This is a genomic window from Exiguobacterium sp. S3 (assembly GCF_018617295.1).
Lineage (GTDB): Bacteria > Bacillota > Bacilli > Exiguobacteriales > Exiguobacteriaceae > Exiguobacterium > Exiguobacterium profundum.
Map to the genome: position 1 here is coordinate 39,374 of NZ_JACSJW010000001.1, position 18,027 is coordinate 57,400.

The window sequence follows — 18,027 nt, forward strand, 5'->3', positions numbered from 1 at the left end:
CGGATGGGACGTATACGTTATCTCTTTATCTTCGCTTACGAACAGGCACTTAGTTGTATCTTTCCGGTCGCCATCTTCGGAGCGCTCGCTGTCACGAAATTTGTGGAGTTACCGCTCCCGCGATATGATGTCTTACTCATCTGGTGTCTGTTCGTCCAAGTGATCCTTGTGAAGACGGGACTTGAGACGATGGAAGAAGTGAGGGTCATCAGCTGGTTCCATGTCATCGGTCTTGGACTTGAATTATTCAAGGTGCAGATGGGGTCATGGAGTTATCCGGATGAGGCGTTCACAAAAGTGTGGGGCGTCCCGCTCTATGCCGGATTTATGTATGCGAGCGTTGGTAGTTACGTCGTCCAGGCATGGCGTCGTCTCGATTTACGATTTACGAAGATGCCGCACCCAATCATCGCCTTCGGACTTGGCATCGCCATTTACTTCAACTTTTTTTGGCACCATGTTTGGTTAGACCTACGGTGGCTGTTGATCGCATTCATCTTTTTGGCGTTCGGTCGCTCGGTTGTCTCGTATAAACTCGACGATCGACGATTTGAGATGCCGGTCGTCCTGTCATTCTTCTTGATTGCCTGCTTTATCTGGCTCGCTGAAAATATTGTCACGTTCTACAACGGCTGGGCGTATCCGGACCAATTGAACGGTTGGGCCATCGTTGATTTAGGAAAACTGTCGTCCTGGTTCCTACTCGTCATCATCAGTATCCTCCTTGTCGCTTGGCAAAAGCGAAAATTGGAGTATGAATTACCTTAAACTCGACATGTGTCGAGTTTTTTTGTGAGGGGACACGAATCCTTTTTTGAAGAAAGTCGTATTGTAAAACGAGGTGATTCGGTTGTTGGAAATTGTACTTACTTGGTTGATTGGATTATTGTGTCTAGGATCTCTTGTCATCTATTGGAGAGAGTGGCGAAAGACTCGGAATCGAGTCAAACTAGGACAAGCTTGTCTCGCAATGTTTTGTTCGTTTCTTGTACTTGGAATGGCAGGCATGGAAACGTACGACCGGATGACGACGAATCACATCGTCGAGACGGGAGAATGTTATGTCGTCGATGACCGATCATCGAAGGGTTCATCGAACGTGACGCTATGGTTCGGAGAGCGGTCATACGGCTTCAAGGAAATTCCGGACGTTGCATATGGTCCAGGACATATGTTTACATGTCGCGCAATAATGACAAAGCAGATGCAATCAGGAATCGATTATGAGTTGCGATCACTTGACGGTGAGCTATTATATTCAACCCGTTCAGATGATTGATTGCGTGAAACTCAAAAACAAAACGTGTTCAAAGCTAATTTTATAGCTTCGAACACGCTTTACTATTATTGACTCCTGTATGTATGTCATAAAAGCAACATCATGACGATAAAACCCAGTCCTCCGACTAAATTGGTTATGAACAAGATGTGCTGAGACGATAAGAGACTGAGTATGGCCTGCCATATCAAAGACAGTGAAATTACGACAAAAATGAAAACACCAAATGGATTAGCGAGAATCGCAATAAGTTTATGATTCATTGTCATGCACCATATGACCGGAATTTCTTGAACGTCCTACCAATCATTTCGATTCCTTCATCTTGTTTCGTTTTCTCTCTAAAAAGATCGGAAGGATATTCATAAAGATTGCCGCAACCGTTAAGAACCAAAGCGCGCGTGACATGCCGGGGACGACATCTGTTATGGCACCCCAGTCTTTTGCTTCGACCCACATGTTGAGCAAACTATATTCGGCGCATAACGTGAGAGCAACTAATGATAGGGCAATCGCCATCGGCAGCTTATAGTCCTTCTCCATCATAAATACGGTCAAATTAATAAGCGTTGCGCCGATCGCCGCCAATCCAAAAATAATCCACATCCTTTAACCCCCTAAATATTTCTATCTATACATTGTATCATACAAATTAACCCATATAAATTTCAGAAAATTGTTTCTATTTGCATAATAAATATGCTAGAATCAGTGGAAAGTGTCTTTGGATATTATTCCCTTTAGAAAATGAACAATCAAACGGACATCCTTTCACACTTTTGATTGAGAGATTGGCATTCAAAAGGAGATCGAACTATGACGTATATTGCTCGAAAATCAGTTCATCTGATAGTCGCATTTTTCATCTTGATTGCGATTAGTGCGCTACCGTCGCTCGTCGTTCAGACGGATTTTAGTCTGACGAATTATTGGAACGGCATTCAACAACAGATGGACCAATTACAGAAACTAGAGGACATTACATATTACAACATCACCGCGCAACGTTACTTGCCACTCTTGCCGGCACTTGGACCGCTCGTCAAAGAATCGGTCATCATTTTTACCACGGCACTCGCGGTATCGACCTCGCTAGGATTAATGTATGCGTACTTCTACTATCGGAGCGGGAGACGCGTTCGTACCGTTTTGCACCAAACGAGTCAGACGCTCGAGATGGTACCAGATTTGTTCTGGTTAATTTTTTCTCAATTTCTTGCGATTACAATCCATAAGTCGACAGGGTTCGATCGCATTGAAGTTGCCGGAGGATTCGCAGAATATATACGGTTTCTCCCAATCGTCACATTGACGCTGACGACATTATTCTTCTTTATCAAATGGTTGACGATTCATATTCATGAACAAGAAGCCATTCCGTATCTCGAACTCGCGCAAGCGAAAGGGATTCGACCGAGTGGACTGTTTTGGAAACACTTATTACCGAATATCATCTATCGGTTTTACCTCTTTTTCCGTTCGAACATCATTACCATCTTATCGACACTTTTGATTGTCGAATACTTATTTAACGTTCAAGGGTTATTTCGATTCGCCGTCTACAACCCGCAGATGGAGATCTTACTGGTTATCCTATTCGTCATCTATATCCCGATTTTTCTGTTGGATTTACTGATTGAATGGATTATTCCGAATGCATGGAAAGGAGGGATTTGATGCGCCGAGTATTAATACGTGACCCGATTTTCATCTTCTGCTTTGTTATCGTAGCGGGGCTATTGTTGATGAGTTTTGGAAATACCGTGTTTCGTGATGGGAATGTTGATCAAACCCTCATGCTCTACTCTGATGAAGGGAGACTCATTGGAATTCCACCATTAGAACCGTCAAAATATCAATGGCTCGGGACGGACAATGCTGGATATGATTTATTCCAAATGCTCGTGGAAGGATTTAAGTGGACCGTTGGCATCTGTGCGCTCGTCGCATTCGGACGGATGGTCATCGGTCTATTGATTGGCATCCCTCTTGCTTTCAGGGGAGCTCGCTTAAATCAATTCTTTAAAACGCTATTGGACGGCTTTTTGATTCTGCCGATTTCATTGATCGCATTGATGATGTTAGTAGGAACACTGACCTTTTTTGATTCGACACAAGTGCCTCCATTATTTGATCGAGTAAAGATTGAACTAATCGTCTTAGTCGTTCTCGGATTACCGGCCGTCACGTTATACCTGATCACGGAGATTCGACAATTGCTTCAGCAAGAGTTCATGATCGTGGCTCAGACGCTTGGTGGCAGTGTCTGGCACCGTGTGAGATTGCATCTATTTCCGCATCTCGTTCCAACCCTCGTGATCGTCTTCATGCAACAGTTTGTCCAAACGCTCATGTTGCTTATTCATCTCTCGCTGTTTGGGATTTTCTTCGGAGGAACGGTTATGTTACATGAAGGGATCATGCCGACCGTCTATGAATGGTCTTCGATGTTCGGGTATTATTTCAGACAGTTCACCGCAATGACGTGGATGACGAATCACTTGTTTCTCGTTCCGGCCATGTCACTTGCTGCGCTCATCTTTATCTTCAACTTGTTGACGAACCGTCTCGAGCGAGCATTTAAACTCAGACGTCAAGAACCGGTGGTGACCGAAGTAAGTCTAGCAGAATCGGAAGCGGCAGCTGCTTCTCTTTCGAATCCATTCACCCTCGTTGATTCAACCATGTCATTAAGGAAGGAACCGGATGATATCGTATGATATGATCCGGTTTTTCTATGTCGAATGGACTGAACTGTCTTGTTTGAGGGAACGTGTATAACAGATTGAGGTGACAATTGATGAATGGAGTGAATCAATATGAAAGCTGTGATTTGTACCGCGTATGGGCCACCTGAAGTACTTGTCATTCAAGAAGTGAATCAACCGAAGCCGAAAAGCAATGAGTTGCTGGTTCAAGTCCATGCATCGGCCGTCCACTCGGGAGATCGACGCCTCCGAGCACTAGACGTCCCTCCATTGGGGAGACTCCCCATGCGAATGGTTGTTGGGTTCAAGGCGCCACGTCAACCGATTCTCGGTGTCGTGTTGGCAGGCATCGTCGTGGAAACAGGCAACAGTGTGAAAAACTTTCAGGTCGGAGACAACGTCTATGCTCTAACTGGGATGCAGTTTGGCGGATATGCAGAATTCGCTTGTGTGAACGAATCGAAATGTGTGTTTCAGATGCCCACGCATGCCAGCTTTATCGAGGCGGCTGCTCTACCGTTCGGAGGTACGACGTCGTTACATTTTTTGCGGAAGGCACATATCGACCGGGCGAACAACGTTCTCATTTATGGTGGCACAGGTGCTGTCGGTTCGACTGCCGTACAGATTGCGAAGCATTACGGCGTGCATGTCACAGCAGTTTGCCACGAGCGAAACGTTGAACTTGTGAAGCGACTTGGGGCTGATGTGGTCGTCGATTACACGAAAGAGGGGTACGATCTTGAATTAAATACGTATGATGTGGTCTTTGATGCCTCAGGGAAAATCGATAAACGATTAGCGAAAGCCCATGTGAGCGATAACGGGGCCTTCAGTTCTGTCGCGGGGCAAGGACCAGCCAGTGAACGTAAAGAGGATTTGATATTTTTGAACGAATTGTTTGAGTCAGGAGCATTGCAACCCGTCATTGATACGGTATATCCACTCGATAAGATTGTCGAAGCGCACCGATATGTGGACCAAGGGAAAAAGGTTGGAAATGTGATGGTGAGCATTAATGCAGAATAAATTAAATGATAGTATAAAGAGAAGTATCAAATTCTTGCTTTATCGTGGGGTTTGGTCGACAACCTCACTTACATATGAATGGATTCACCAACTAGACAAATCATGAGAGCGGGCGAATAGTCATGAATATATTGATTGGGCAACCGAAGATAGAGCGAAATCTCGAGCAACTGAAGCGAGAGATTGAGTCGAACCCGACGGTGGACTTGATTCTCTATCCAGAGGGATATTGTACATATACAGAATTAGATGGGCTAAGTGACTTAGCGATCAAATTCAACACATCGATTGTTTTAGGGTATCGAGATGACACGAATAAAGATCGGGTCCTCATCATAAACAAGCAAGGTGACACGTTGTTAACGCGACGGAAAACACCAGAGAATGAGCTCTTGTTCATGCCATCAAGTGTCACGGATGGAGCGGAAGAATACGGTTATTTACTTTGCAGGGAGATTTTTATGGGGTGTGAGGGCTTGAAAACGCATGAGCATCTGTCGATCATATTCAATCCAATCGGAGTCGGGATGTTTAGTGAGGAGCAATTCATGGAGTGGTCGGAAGAAGCGAGAAAAATTGCGATGGAACGAAAAGCGATGATCATCGGAACGAGTCATGCAGATGGGTCGTATCGAAATTGTGGAATCTCCATTCCGATCGCATATTGCTTCGATGAAAAGGGGGAAGAGGTGTTTCTATCGAAAAATGATACGAGGACGCGAGTGTTAGAGACTGATTCAAGGGTTACAATATTCGTCTAATAAACTGTGAAATCCTTAAATTAAAATGAAATGCGTGTAGAATGTATATTTATTTCACATACCACAATTTGAATTTGAACTAGAAAGCGAGTACTTATGAGATATCTTTTCAAACGAAAGCACAACAGTGATTACAACTGCTCAACATGTGGCACGAGAACCGAAAGTAAAGTCGGTTTTGGATCAATCATGCCAGCAATATTAGAAGGGCTGTCGAAACGGGAGATGAAGAAACGCGTCGTCTTGACAGATGATTATGCGTCCTCGATGAAGCTCATTTCTTTATCAGCGGATGCCTCGAAATTCCAATCATTGGAGAAGACGATCCTTTCATCTGGAATGTCTGGGTATCACTCAGTCCGAATAACTTTTCAAAGTCATCGATTTATGGGATGAACCAACGCGTATTGACCTCGATTCGATGTTCGGCTGGCTATCGACGGAACTTCCTATCTATCCAGATACCATCAATCTAAAGACAAATGTACATATGCGTGCAGTCGGAATACGTCCATTGATTGAACTCGAACCAACGAATCATCCTCTTGCAATGGAGCAACGTAATGGTATCACCAGGTTGCGGGTCGATGATATATTCCGACTCGTTGAACGTAATGGATAAAGGAGGAGATCAGGGTGAGTCAATTGAAGTCATCTTTGATTTTCGATTTGTACACAGGAAATCAAGTGCTCACTTCGATTCAGCAGAAGATGTTGGAGCGAATCGAGTTACTTGTTCACGACAAACGATTCAAAGAACTTGGACACTTCATGCGCGACACTCCGGACATCGAGCAGCTGTTAATTGACTATGTGCTACTTGATCCGACCGATTCATATCGCTGGGATCTGCTTATTGGTTATGAACGGTTGGATCGGATTGAAGATTATGATCGAGTGAACGCGTTTAGCCGAACAGCTTTTTCATACCATCCAGATAAACCCTTCTATTTTGCCTTGGCGTTATATGATATAGGATGGAATGATTTCGAGATGGACGAGGAAGTCATTGAGGTGGCGAATCGATTGATCGAAGCAGCAACACCTGAAATTTCTGCATTGATTTGTCTAAGCATGTCAAAAGTGCTACGACATAAAGAGCGCGAGTATCTTCAAATGGCAATCGAGCGATGTCCGTGGGCAGTGCAGCCAACCTTTTCTTTAGGTGAGCATTACAGCCGGTTTAATCAGAGATTGGCTAAAACCTATATGGAAAAAGGTGTGGCTCAATTGGTTCTGACTTTTGATGATTCAGGTGAAAAGTCAAAGCCAGTGATTGGTTTCAATCCACACACTTGGCAGAGGGATGTTTGTAACGAGCTGTTAGGGATGGATATGAGTTGGACAGAATATAAAAAGTACAAGCGAATAATCAAATGAAAGAATCAAGAATAGTGATAAGGAATGAGAGGGAAGATATCATGAGAATCACAGAAGCCACACTCTACACGAACCGACTTGACGAAATGAAACGTTTCTATACGGAACGACTTGGATTGTCAGTCAGTGAAGAAGACCTGACCAGTTTTCGAATCAATCTAGGTGAAGATGCGTTGGTATTTCAAGAGGCTAAAACGGAGCAAGAGCGACAATACCATTTCGCTATCAATATTCCGGCTAATCGATTCAAAGAAGCGAAAGAATGGCTGATGTCACGTGTCCCGCTTTTGACTGAAGACGGTGAGGACGAAATCTATTTTGAAGGAATCGATGCATCATCGCTTTATTTTTACGATACGGACGAGAATGTCGTCGAGTTGATTGCTCGACATTCGATTAATCCAGAAAGTAACATCGAGTCCTTTTCGTTGAATGAATTTCTTGGAATTGGCGAGATGAGTTTGACTGTGGAAGATCCGCTACATGTCGCACAAGAACTTTCAAACATCGAGATCCACCGCCGAGACGGTAACCAAATCGATGAGCGTCATCTGAACTTTTTAGGCGCACCGAATAGCGAGACATACATTTTATTAGTTCCTCCAGGTCGTGTGTGGCTGTTTTCACCAAAACTGTCGATTCCGAGTCCAATTCAGATGGTACTTGATCAACGATACATCGTCGAAATGGATGAGAAACACGAGATTCATATTCACTCCATCAAAAAATGAGTTCACAATTGAACTCATTTTTTAGTCTTTAGATTCGACATACCGATGAATTTCTTCTAATCGTATGGATGCGTTCTCCAAGTTCACTTCAAACGATTGGTCTGAGCATTCAACAGTGAGCGAATCACCGTTCTGACGTGAATAATCTAGTAGTAGTGGTCTGATTCGTTCATGTACAATTTGTGCATTTTCGATTGAAGTTCGAGGGAAAATCATGGCGAATGTGTCTTGCGCAACCCGATACTTCTTGTCCGTTCGTCGAGTCGCTTCGTGAAGTTCGTCACTAAAATAGTATAAGAACCATTCATATTCGGATGAACCATACTGTTTTTCAAATTGATCGAGAATGGGCAGTGTGATGAATGACACCACGAACGTTTCACCGTGGCGAATCAACCGATCCCGTTCAGCCTCTATATCCATCAAAAAACGATCACGGTTATCAAAACCGGTCTCTGGGTCGACCGCAATTAACTGACTGACTCTCGCTTCCGCAACCTTTAGTGCAAACTGGGCATGAAACAACTTGACTTGGAGCCAGTAAGACAACCCCGTCAAAATCGCTAATAGTAATAAAATATATAGTTGCGCAGTAGCGGCAGTCTCATACACAGGCATCGTGATTAAAAAGTAAGCAGCGAATCCTAACAGAATGAGTACACCAGACGCTCGGTGAATGAGCAAAGTTGAAAGATAAAGAATCGGAATACAGATCATCCACCAAACGGGTAGATGATTCAGGATCAGCACAGAGGAATGTAGAATACTACATGTCAACGATACAACGATGAGTGCGATTAGTTGTATGGACATCGTTGTCCAGTGTCTCATAGGTATCCTCCTCTTAAAAGAAATAAATTGCAATGATAACACTATTATCCATTTTCCGAAATAGTGATTGTTCAAACCGATTCGAACACTTGATTCATTATAAGTGATTCACTCTATTTTAAAAGGCTTATTTTTGAAAAGACGTGAATGTTTGCGAACACTTCTTTAGAAAAAGAAGTACGAATGATTGGTGTATAATGGAAAAAGAAGTGATAGCATGAATCGAAAACATATATTGCTCGTCGGAGGGACGGGGAGGTTGGCAGGACTCGCATCTTATTTGGCAATCGAACATGATGTCACGGTCATTGGACGAAATAAAGAAAAAATGGCAAGCGTCGTACAAAGAAATCCTGAAACGTGTCATCCGCTGATTGTTGATTATTGCGATGAGGAACTACTTTCAAACGCACTACAGCGTGCAGTGCAAGAAAAAGGTCCATTTGATCGAGTCATCGCGTGGGTGCACCGAGGCTCAGGGAAAGCGATGCAACTCATTTTGAATCATTCGGAAACTGCAGAGGTGATACATATTTTAGGTAGCCGGGCGAATCTGGAATATGAGAAGGCGTGTCTATGTCTCAATAAACAACAGCTGTATCGGCAAGTCCAATTAGGTGAAATGCATGAGTTGGCATCTGTCCGTTGGTTGACACGCGACGAGATTGTGAAAGGTGTTCTCGATGCTATGCAGAACCAAGACGACTATCGATTGATTGGTACACGAAAGGATGACTTAAATGTTCACTCGAGAAACGATTAACGAATGGATGGAGAAGCACCATGTATCAAATTTAGACTTGGCAACTATCACTGAAAGAGGTGAGTTGTCCGCATTTCAATTGGGAGACGTCTCTTGTGAAGGCAGGATGTTCGCCGCCTGTTCGATTAGTAAATTTGTAACGGTGATTCTCATTTTGAAGCTCGCTGAAGATCAGAAGTTAAATTTAGACTCGGAAATCAATGATTATTTCTCTTCCTTCACGTTGAATGATGAAAATGGGATTCCTTCACAAATCACGATACGCCAGCTCATCCAACATCAGGCTGGCATAATCGATTTGCCTGATCAGTTCGGGACGATGGATCAATGTACAGAGATCCCTTCGATGGAAGAGATAATATTGGGTAACACACCTTATTATGAGCGACCGGTGTTTATCCAGTCACAGGAAATTGGGACGTTCCACTATTCAGATTCAGGTTACTGTTTACTCCAACATGCGATTGAGCAATGTGTGTCTTCTACATTTGAAAAAATCATGACTGAATACATCTTTGCACCGCTGGATATGAACTCAAGTTCGTATGATTTAGAGAGGATAGAGAAGTATGGCGTTATCGGGATTGAACCAAACGGGTCAGTCGTCTCTCCAAAGTCATGCTATTATCCTTACCCTGCAGCGAGTGGTCTTTGGACAACGGCTTCCGATTTAGCGATACTCGTCAACGCAATTACGAAAGAAGGGTTCTTGAGTAACGAGTCAAAAAGGGTTTTATTCACACCTTCATCTACAAATGCCGAAGTAGGACATGGTCTATTTATAAATCCCAACAAGCCAGGTAAGGGATTCTCATTCGGTTGGGGGATCGGGTTTCAATGTTTGCTCGTGATGGAGAAAGACTCTTCAAAAGGTTTCATTTGTTTGTCAAATCGGAATGAAGGGGTTCATCAGTTCGAAGGATTGATTGGACAACTACTGCATATATACACATAACATATTATAAGGAGGATTATACGTTGGCTAGACACTATTCTACTGGAGAAGTCGCGAGAAAACTGAACGTGTCAGTGCGTACGCTTCGATACTATGACCAAATCAATTTGGTCACTCCATCGTATACAAACGATGTACAGAAACGATTTTATAGTGACGACGAAATGTTTCGCCTTCAAAAGATCATGCTTTTAAAATCGATGGCCGTGCCGCTTGATGAGATTCGGAGAATCTTAGATGAGCAATCACTTACAAGCATCTTGTCCGCACATCTGTCCTCATTAGAAGGAAAGATAGAGGAATTGAAGCAGGCCAGAAACCATACTGTCACACTCCTTCAATCCATGAAGCTTGAAAATGAAAAAATCGATTGGACGAAACTACAAACTATTCAAGCTAAATCAAATGACCGGGGACAATGGACGGACTATTTTTCGGAAGAAGAGTCTGATTCATTGAAAGCAAGCTTACCTAAATTAGAAGACTGTGAGCATGATACGAAAAAGTGGATCAACTTGATTCGGAGAATTGAAATTTTATTGGAACGTGGGGTCGCCCCTTCCTCAAAAGAAGCTCAAATTCTTAAAGAAGATTTGACATGGTTAACAGACGAGACATTTGGACAAAATCAACAATTGATTGAATCATTTTGGATGATTCGAAAATCAACTGATGCATCGAATGAATTAGGACTGTATCCAATCGATGCATCGATTCTTGCCTATATTGATTCACTATATCAAGAGTGATTCCCTCACGCCAATGCAGTCAATAGAACGGCTAGCCCATTAAAGGTTCCATGGATGAGCATGCTGGAATATATAGAGTTGGTCCGTTCATATACCCAAGCGAATACTAGTCCCGATACAAAATTGACGAGTAACGTGTTTGTCGTTGGTAAATGAGCGAGAGTGAATATTCCAGCACTTATTAGCATCCCGATCCAAACCCCAAATCGTTCTTGAAAGAAGCGGTATAAGAACCCACGATAAAAGATTTCTTCATAGATTGGTGATATGATGGCCGCCGATCCAAGCGCAATTAGTATGGAGATAATCGACAAGTCACTTTGCAAACTCTCTGTTTTTGTATTCGACGTACCGATGCCGAAATATGATTGGACTACGACGATGATGATACTGAGTACAATTAACACAATTGTCCATAGAGAGATTATCCCCGAGTCTTTCCATGAGATGCGGCGAAGTCCTAACGTTTCGAGCGATAAGGTCCGAGGACGTATCGCGACGAGATAGAGGACGGTCATAAATATTATGGCTAATAATAGGCCGATACTTGTTCCTGAATAGAGGGTGTTTCCCCATGACCGTTCTAAAAAGTTGTGTAAGTGTTGCTCGATGAGTAGGGGCGTCACTCCGAATAGAAGAACCATCGTAATTGCGAACTGGTTCCATGTCCAAATGGGAGATATTTTCTTTTGCATTTGATTCAACATCATATTTCCTCCTTATGTGGTTGTAGCCCCATCATATCGGGTGACGTAACGTCACCTGCAAGCAGAAAAATGAAAAAGGAGTATTAAGACTATGGAACAATGGATTGGATCAGCTGCTTTATGCATCAACGAAGAAAAGAAAGTCTTGTTCGTAAAGAATCGTGACATACAACAATGGAGTTTGCCATCAGGTGGTCTAGAAGACGGAGAAACTCCGGAACAGTGTTGTCGGCGCGAAGTGTTAGAAGAGACGGGCTATCGCATTTCTGTTGATCAACGACTACATATCAAACGAGCCATCATATCAAACTTTCAGGTCGAGACACATTATTTCTTGGCAACGTGTAAGGAGCGGTTGGCGACCGCAACTATCGACTCGGACATCGATAAAGTCAATTGGTGGTCGATTCATGAATTGGAGCGATTGGAACTTGCATTTCCAGAAGATCTTGAGCTGATTAAACGGTGGAGTGTATGATGAAAAATCAATGAAGCGATTCATCGATTAGAACAAGCCGGTCGCATATAAGCGACCGGCAAATATATTAAGATGCTTCTTCAATTTGATTGTAAGTGAAATAGTTCCGTTTCGAACGGTCGCGCATGACGTACATCGTATAACAACCGATGAGGAAGAAGAGAATGGAGAATGCGAGATAGACCGGGCGAATCCCAACTATTTCGGCAAGGAGTCCAATCCCGAACGTGAGTAGGATGACGAGTACTGATTCTCCCACATTGATAACGCCAGAGAACCGACCCATGATTTCGACCGGGACATGGTGCTGATAGAATGATAAAAATCCGGTATTTGCAAAGGCAAGCGCGAATGTCAGGACAAAAAATCCAACTGAGGCCATCATGAATGACGATGAACTTGCGAAAAGAAGATAGCCGACTGGTGTCATGATCGCCCCGAATCCGATACAAAACGATAAGGACAAGCGGTGACTCCATCTTGAATTGATGAGTGATCCAAAGATGATCCCAATCCCAGCGATACTGACGAGAAACCCATATCGGCTCTCAGACAAGTGAAGAACTTGGGTCGCGAATGACGCCTCCAAGGAATCGAGCCCAGACATGAAGATGGTCATGACACAGAACAATCCATAGATGAGCGTCACGTATTTGGCATTTGATGCAAATCGTACGACCATTTTCCAATCCTCGATAATGAAACTTACAGAGAATGGTTCAATCGACGCTTCTGTTCGATGATGAGACGGAAGGCGCGACAACATACCGACCGATCCAATGAGTGCGAAGGCGTTCACAAAAATCGCAAATGTCGGGCTCCCGACTAGAAAGAGTAGACCCGCAATCGTCGGACCTAAAATGAAACCGGATGACTGTACAAAGTTTTTCATCGCATTGAACTTTTGACGGTTCGAGGAAGGTACGAGTTGCGTCATGTAGACCAGGCTTGATGATTCGAATAATGAACTCATCAGATTCAGGATGAAGACGACTCCATAGATGAACCATAAAGAATCGATCCAGCCCAAGCTGAATACGAGACATGCGCGCAGGACATCCAGCAACATCATCAGTCGTCTCGTATCGACCCGGTCAATCAGGCTACCTGACCAAAGGTTCGCCGTGATTGAAGCGAGTGGGACTAATACATAGAGAATCGAGACGGCGAATGGAGATCCCGTCATCTCGAGGACAATCAGGTTGAGCGCGATAAAGTATACCCAAGCACCGAGATTTGAGATTCCGACACTGACGAGCAGTAGCGTAGAGGTTTTTCGAAACGAGTTCAAGTCAATCACTCCTTCTATTTTTTAATCACTTTCGGAACGCAAAAAAATCCCACCCCCAAGAACGAAGTCTTGGGGACGAGATTCTCATCGTGGTGCCACCCCTGTTCGTCCGCACGTCACCGTACGAACCTTGTTTGGTACTGCCGAACGAGTCGGACTATACCTCAACTCTATAACGGGAGTGCCCGTCGCCATATCCCTCGGGGTGAGTTCCATGGCGCTGCTCGGAGTCTTGTTTCGATCCATCTTCTTTACCCTTTTTCACCGGCGGGGCTCTCTACGAAAGATTCATTGATGTACTGTTCTCTTCATCGCGTTTGTCAGATCATTTTTAAAAGGATAGCACATTGTGAAAAAATTGGAAACAACAATTCATCGTATAAAAACAAAAGTTTTCCTGCATGAATGAAAAATCAAAGAGATTTAGGATAATTAAAATTTAAAGGAAGATATTAAGCTTCGTGATATTGCCAATGAAGAATTTGAACAAGAATTAGAAGAACAGGAAGCGCTAAAAATTCCTTAGTTCTCCATCATGGCTATATACAATAGAACTAAAGTGGCTGATTATGCAAGGTAATATGCAACCAAAACCAATCCCAACTATAAACGTTATAATTTAAACTGTACTAATTTTGTTTCACAAGCGATTCACGCTGGTGGAAAAGCGGAAGTAAAACCATCGCCTGTAAAAAATGGTATGCTTGAAACGACCACGTATTGGTTTAATGACAACTACATGGATTGCACAGGGTCTAATAGTTGCTATATTCGAGATAAGACATCTACCTCATGGGTAAGAGTGACGGATTTCTATTCGTATTGGACAAAGAAAGGCATGAGCGCCACAACTAGTACTAACAAAAACACCATCATTAGTAATGCAAACGTTGGAGATGTCATTCAATTTAAAAGTAAAAATGGATGGTTTCACTCGGTTGTCGTAAATAGAAAAGCTAATGGAACTGTATATATTTCTTCTAATACAGCCAATTATTATAACCAAGACTTCAAAAACCGAGGCAATGATTCCCTTAGTTTTAGAGTAATTAAAATTAAATAAAGTCTTATAAGGACTTTGATAATTTGAGGAGACTATATGAACTATAAAAAGATCACCTACACTATTTTATCTATTGTTTCGATCTTAGCAATCTGGATCATTTTTTCTATAAATCAACCTCCTAAATGGATCGGGAATTCTAAACAATGGGAAGCAGAATATAATAGAGAGTCGAATGCCCCAAAAGGTGACTGGACAGGTTACGTGTACTGGCTTGGTGAAAACGATGCTACATTAGTTGGGGCTGAACTCACTAAAGACGGTGAGCTGATCCATGAGCTTGAGAATACCAGCGAACACCTGACGGGGCAAAAGAATTCCACCATCTTCATTCACACTTGGGAACCAATGTTTAAAAGTGAGGATGAAAAAGTGGAATTGACTATTCAGTGGGAAGATAAAGAAGGGAACCATGAAGATACGATTGTTCTGAACCCTAAAAATCGGTATTTTGTCTTCCCTAGTTTTATTTAATAGACGGTTTGTCAAATTAAGCGCAACACTTCCTCGGTGAAGGCCTCGCGTGCGGTTTTCCAGTTCAGGCATTTTCTCGGCCGCCCGTTGATCTTGGCGAGCGCATCCGCGAGTGCGTCGTGCGCCACCTGCGCGAAGTCTGTTCCTTTCGGGAAGAACTCGCGGAGGAGCCCGTTGGCGTTCTCGTTGCTCCCCCGTTGCCACGATGCGTACGGGTCGGCGAAATACATCGGCACGCTGAGCGACGCCTGGATGCGCTCGTGACCGCTGAACTCTTTGCCACGGTCCGTCGTCGCCGTCTCGAACATGCCGTCCGGGAGGGCGCCGTGCACCGCATGGATCGCCCCCTCCATCGAGGCCGCGGTGCGGTCCGCGATCGGCAGGGCGAGATAGAACCGGCTCTTCCGCTCGATGAACGTCGCGACGCACGCCTTCGATTTCCCTCGTCCGGAGACGACGGTGTCGAGCTCCCAGTGCCCGAACGTCCGGCGCCCCCTGACCTCTGGCGGCCGTTTCGAGATGGGGAGTCCGATGTTGATGCGCCCGCGCGTCTCGGTCGGCTTTTGACGTTTCCCCTTCTGGCGGAGCACGGTCAGGGACACGTCGATCCGTCCCGCGTAGATCCATCGGTAGATGGTGGAGAAGGCAATTTTCTCTGTGTAGAGACGGCCGACGATCTGTTCCGGGGACCAGGTCGCACGCAGCTTCTCGACGATCGTCCGGCGCATCGTGTCATCGAGTTTCGTTTTGGCGCCGCAGTTGGTCTTCGTCTTCTCGTAGCGTTTCTGGGCACGTTCAGCCACGTAGTCGGGGTTCCGTCTGATCTCCCGCGAGACGGTCGAGGGCTGTCGCCCGAGCCGTCTCGCGATGGACCGGATGGACATCCCGAGCTCCAGATAGGTCTCTATTTTCACGCGTTCCCTTGTGGTAAGATGGGTGTAGCTCATGCGATTTCCTCCGTTTGAATGTGTGTTGTGGTGACTTCATTCTACACGAGGAGAGCGTCATGGGCTTTTTTGTGTTCACGTTTGGGTGTCGCACTTAATTTTATAATTCATCTATAATATAGAAAGCTAACGAAGAATCGAGGTGCAGTGTTGATCGACTATAAAGAGATAAAAGAGACGAACCAAGTACTTGCGACTTTTCATAAAATTGATTCCAATCAGTTAGATGGCTTCATATCGAAACATTCGATATTGATCGGGAGATATGATGAATACGTCACAAAGAGTTACATTGACGTACAGCGACACAGCGATTGTGAAGAAGCAAATCAAAGACAACATCATGTTCAAACCGTGATAAAACCTGCACTCAATGAGCTGAAAAGACATGTTTCACGAATTATATTACAGTCTATTAAGGATGAGGATCACGTGACGCGCCTAATGCGAAATCGGATGAATCTTTATCATGAAGAGAATGTTGATTTATTGATCGAAGAGGATCAACTTATACAGAAGTATTTGCAAATAATCGGTCAATTGACTGACCCGACAGATCATTCTAAGTCGATTGCGGAACTTCATGGAGACCTATACGATGCTGACGAATCCATCCGTAAACAGGCTTTTACGCTCATTTATAGAGCGTATGTCTCAACAGAAGGTGACATCACTGAATGCTTGAGAAGTCTTATTCAAAATCGGGAACATCAGGCACAACGATTAAACGCTAAGAGTTATCGTGAACTAGCCTTTATGAAGCTAGGCCGTCTAGATTATGATGCCGAGGATTGTATACGATTTGCGAATCAAGTGAGTAAACATTTTGAGCCACTTCGCCGCTCGTTCCAGCAACTACAGACAAAGGAATTGAAGAAATCGAAACTTTCGCCATGGGATTCATTCATTTCTCCCTTTTCGAATCATCACGATTTATCCGTTTCGTTGCATGACTTAATCGGTGGGACGGAACGAATCTTGAATGAACTCGATCCTTACTTTGGAAAACTCTTTTTTGACATGTGTGCGAAGGGCCATCTCGATCTAACGCCTCGACCGAATAAAGCGGAAGGTGGATTTTGTGAATCTTTACCCGACTCAAAATCATCTTTCATTTTTATGAACCGATTCGGCGGATTTGATGACTACGTTGTGTTATTGCATGAAATGGGTCACGCCATCCACCATGATCTCTCACAACAACACCTATTTTTCGAAGCGCAGACCATTTCGTTTGAAGTCGGCGAATTCGCAGCCATGTCACTAGAGCTATTTTCGATGGACCATTGGACAAACATCTTTTCCGATGAACGAGCTTTCATTCAAGCTAAACTAGAACAGTTTCGATTAATCATCGAATTTTTACCAAGTGTTTTCATCGTGGACCAATTTCAACATAATCTATATGATTCAGAAAAGAACGTGGACACATTTGATGAAATATTCAAACGCTTAGTCGATCAATATGAGACTGATTTGATTGATTGGAGCGATGTGAGTGATTTGAAAGGAAAAGAGTGGCTGCGCGTGATTCATCTTTTTGAAACACCTTTCTATTACATAGAATATGCGCTTGCTCAGATTGCTGCACTTCGCATGTATATGCAGTATAGGCAACATCCAGTCGACACTCTGAACCAATATAAGAATGCATTAGCTTTAGGTGGTACTGCTTCGATTCCTGATACTTATCGAGTAGCAGGCGTATCCTTGTTTCCATCTGAGGAAGAATTAGTCGAGTTGACTGATTTCTTAAATGCTGAAATTCAACATTTGGTGATGCAATTGGGTAGAATTGAATAATCTAAGTACCTATTAAATATAGATTAACGCAACAAGCATTTCACGGAATGGGTAGGATGCACCCCAGCTCGATTCCGT

21 protein-coding genes, 1 pseudogene and 1 other annotated feature are annotated in these 18,027 nt (G+C 43.7%); of the genes and pseudogenes, 17 read left to right on the forward strand and 5 right to left on the reverse strand.

The features are described 5' to 3' along the window. The first annotated feature begins 3 nt into the window (after positions 1 to 3). On the forward strand, positions 4 to 768 hold the full coding sequence (locus tag KNO65_RS00260) for a DUF817 domain-containing protein (RefSeq protein ID WP_214781040.1): 765 nt from the start codon (positions 4 to 6) through the stop codon (positions 766 to 768). An 85-nt stretch (positions 769 to 853) separates the two neighbouring features. After that, the gene (locus tag KNO65_RS00265) at positions 854 to 1,279 is read left to right on the forward strand and encodes a hypothetical protein (protein WP_214781044.1); all 426 of its coding nucleotides are present in this window, start codon (positions 854 to 856) and stop codon (positions 1,277 to 1,279) included. Positions 1,280 to 1,585: 306 nt separating this feature from the next. Here the strand turns inward: KNO65_RS00265 and KNO65_RS00270 are convergent, their stop codons facing one another. Then, positions 1,586 to 1,885 carry a hypothetical protein gene (locus KNO65_RS00270; RefSeq protein ID WP_196430684.1) on the reverse strand — a complete coding sequence of 100 codons (300 nt, stop codon included), beginning with the start codon at positions 1,883 to 1,885 and terminating at the stop codon, positions 1,586 to 1,588. A 210-nt stretch (positions 1,886 to 2,095) separates the two neighbouring features. On the opposite strand from KNO65_RS00270, the gene KNO65_RS00275 reads away from it, so the two are divergent. From KNO65_RS00275 to KNO65_RS00305, 8 genes are all read left to right on the forward strand, one after another. Beyond that, positions 2,096 to 2,956, forward strand: a complete 861-nt coding sequence (locus KNO65_RS00275; RefSeq protein ID WP_159562269.1) for an ABC transporter permease subunit — start codon at positions 2,096 to 2,098, stop codon at positions 2,954 to 2,956. Further along, complete coding sequence (locus KNO65_RS00280) at positions 2,956 to 3,999, forward strand: ABC transporter permease (RefSeq protein WP_196430686.1); 1,044 nt, start codon at positions 2,956 to 2,958, stop codon at positions 3,997 to 3,999. Before KNO65_RS00275 ends, KNO65_RS00280 begins: the two co-directional genes overlap by 1 nt. A gap of 99 nt (positions 4,000 to 4,098) precedes the next feature. Then, entirely contained in the window at positions 4,099 to 5,016 is a 918-nt protein-coding gene (locus KNO65_RS00285) for an NAD(P)-dependent alcohol dehydrogenase (protein ID WP_214781047.1), read from the forward strand. A gap of 122 nt (positions 5,017 to 5,138) precedes the next feature. After that, positions 5,139 to 5,777 carry a hypothetical protein gene (locus KNO65_RS00290; RefSeq protein ID WP_214781050.1) on the forward strand — a complete coding sequence of 213 codons (639 nt, stop codon included), beginning with the start codon at positions 5,139 to 5,141 and terminating at the stop codon, positions 5,775 to 5,777. Between the two features lie 311 nt (positions 5,778 to 6,088). After that, complete coding sequence (locus KNO65_RS15675) at positions 6,089 to 6,253, forward strand: hypothetical protein (protein WP_269318245.1); 165 nt, start codon at positions 6,089 to 6,091, stop codon at positions 6,251 to 6,253. After that, on the forward strand, positions 6,199 to 6,399 hold the full coding sequence (locus KNO65_RS15680; RefSeq protein WP_251131617.1) for a DUF2199 domain-containing protein: 201 nt from the start codon (positions 6,199 to 6,201) through the stop codon (positions 6,397 to 6,399). The genes KNO65_RS15675 and KNO65_RS15680 overlap by 55 nt, the downstream gene beginning before the upstream one ends. A gap of 14 nt (positions 6,400 to 6,413) precedes the next feature. Then, entirely contained in the window at positions 6,414 to 7,157 is a 744-nt protein-coding gene (locus tag KNO65_RS00300) for a hypothetical protein (protein WP_214781053.1), read from the forward strand. 41 nt (positions 7,158 to 7,198) lie between these two features. After that, the gene (locus tag KNO65_RS00305) at positions 7,199 to 7,888 is read left to right on the forward strand and encodes a glyoxalase (protein WP_196430690.1); all 690 of its coding nucleotides are present in this window, start codon (positions 7,199 to 7,201) and stop codon (positions 7,886 to 7,888) included. Positions 7,889 to 7,909: 21 nt separating this feature from the next. Here the strand turns inward: KNO65_RS00305 and KNO65_RS00310 are convergent, their stop codons facing one another. Beyond that, positions 7,910 to 8,719, reverse strand: a complete 810-nt coding sequence (locus tag KNO65_RS00310; RefSeq protein WP_214781055.1) for a GGDEF domain-containing protein — start codon at positions 8,717 to 8,719, stop codon at positions 7,910 to 7,912. 217 nt (positions 8,720 to 8,936) lie between these two features. Between KNO65_RS00310 and KNO65_RS00315 the strand changes: the two genes are divergently transcribed. From KNO65_RS00315 to KNO65_RS00325, 3 genes are read left to right on the forward strand one after another with little or no spacing between them, the layout of a single operon-like run. Beyond that, a complete protein-coding gene (locus KNO65_RS00315; protein ID WP_214781058.1) occupies positions 8,937 to 9,482 on the forward strand; it encodes a Rossmann-fold NAD(P)-binding domain-containing protein in 546 nt (181 codons plus the stop codon). After that, positions 9,460 to 10,437: a serine hydrolase domain-containing protein gene (locus tag KNO65_RS00320; protein WP_214781060.1), complete on the forward strand. Its 978-nt coding sequence runs from the start codon at positions 9,460 to 9,462 to the stop codon at positions 10,435 to 10,437. Before KNO65_RS00315 ends, KNO65_RS00320 begins: the two co-directional genes overlap by 23 nt. A gap of 23 nt (positions 10,438 to 10,460) precedes the next feature. Further along, positions 10,461 to 11,186, forward strand: coding sequence for a MerR family transcriptional regulator (locus KNO65_RS00325; protein WP_214781061.1), 726 nt, complete (start codon positions 10,461 to 10,463; stop codon positions 11,184 to 11,186). A gap of 5 nt (positions 11,187 to 11,191) precedes the next feature. On the opposite strand, the gene KNO65_RS00330 is transcribed toward KNO65_RS00325, so the two are convergent. After that, on the reverse strand, positions 11,192 to 11,893 hold the full coding sequence (locus KNO65_RS00330) for a CPBP family intramembrane glutamic endopeptidase (RefSeq protein WP_214781063.1): 702 nt from the start codon (positions 11,891 to 11,893) through the stop codon (positions 11,192 to 11,194). 91 nt (positions 11,894 to 11,984) lie between these two features. On the opposite strand from KNO65_RS00330, the gene KNO65_RS00335 reads away from it, so the two are divergent. Continuing rightward, positions 11,985 to 12,371 carry an NUDIX hydrolase gene (locus tag KNO65_RS00335; RefSeq protein ID WP_214781065.1) on the forward strand — a complete coding sequence of 129 codons (387 nt, stop codon included), beginning with the start codon at positions 11,985 to 11,987 and terminating at the stop codon, positions 12,369 to 12,371. Positions 12,372 to 12,438: 67 nt separating this feature from the next. Here the strand turns inward: KNO65_RS00335 and KNO65_RS00340 are convergent, their stop codons facing one another. Continuing rightward, the gene (locus tag KNO65_RS00340; protein ID WP_214781066.1) at positions 12,439 to 13,662 is read right to left on the reverse strand and encodes an MFS transporter; all 1,224 of its coding nucleotides are present in this window, start codon (positions 13,660 to 13,662) and stop codon (positions 12,439 to 12,441) included. Positions 13,663 to 13,730: 68 nt separating this feature from the next. Then, positions 13,731 to 13,983: a binding site (T-box leader), on the reverse strand. 271 nt (positions 13,984 to 14,254) lie between these two features. Between KNO65_RS00340 and KNO65_RS15815 the strand changes: the two are divergent. Further along, positions 14,255 to 14,725, forward strand: a pseudogene (locus tag KNO65_RS15815) (amidase domain-containing protein); the annotation flags it as partial. A gap of 36 nt (positions 14,726 to 14,761) precedes the next feature. Continuing rightward, positions 14,762 to 15,199: a hypothetical protein gene (locus KNO65_RS00350; protein WP_214781068.1), complete on the forward strand. Its 438-nt coding sequence runs from the start codon at positions 14,762 to 14,764 to the stop codon at positions 15,197 to 15,199. A gap of 11 nt (positions 15,200 to 15,210) precedes the next feature. On the opposite strand, the gene KNO65_RS00355 is transcribed toward KNO65_RS00350, so the two are convergent. Further along, entirely contained in the window at positions 15,211 to 16,146 is a 936-nt protein-coding gene (locus KNO65_RS00355) for an IS30 family transposase (RefSeq protein WP_214781070.1), read from the reverse strand. A 150-nt stretch (positions 16,147 to 16,296) separates the two neighbouring features. Between KNO65_RS00355 and KNO65_RS00360 the strand changes: the two genes are divergently transcribed. Further along, positions 16,297 to 17,949 carry a M3 family metallopeptidase gene (locus KNO65_RS00360; protein WP_214781072.1) on the forward strand — a complete coding sequence of 551 codons (1,653 nt, stop codon included), beginning with the start codon at positions 16,297 to 16,299 and terminating at the stop codon, positions 17,947 to 17,949. Positions 17,950 to 18,027 lie beyond the last annotated feature (78 nt).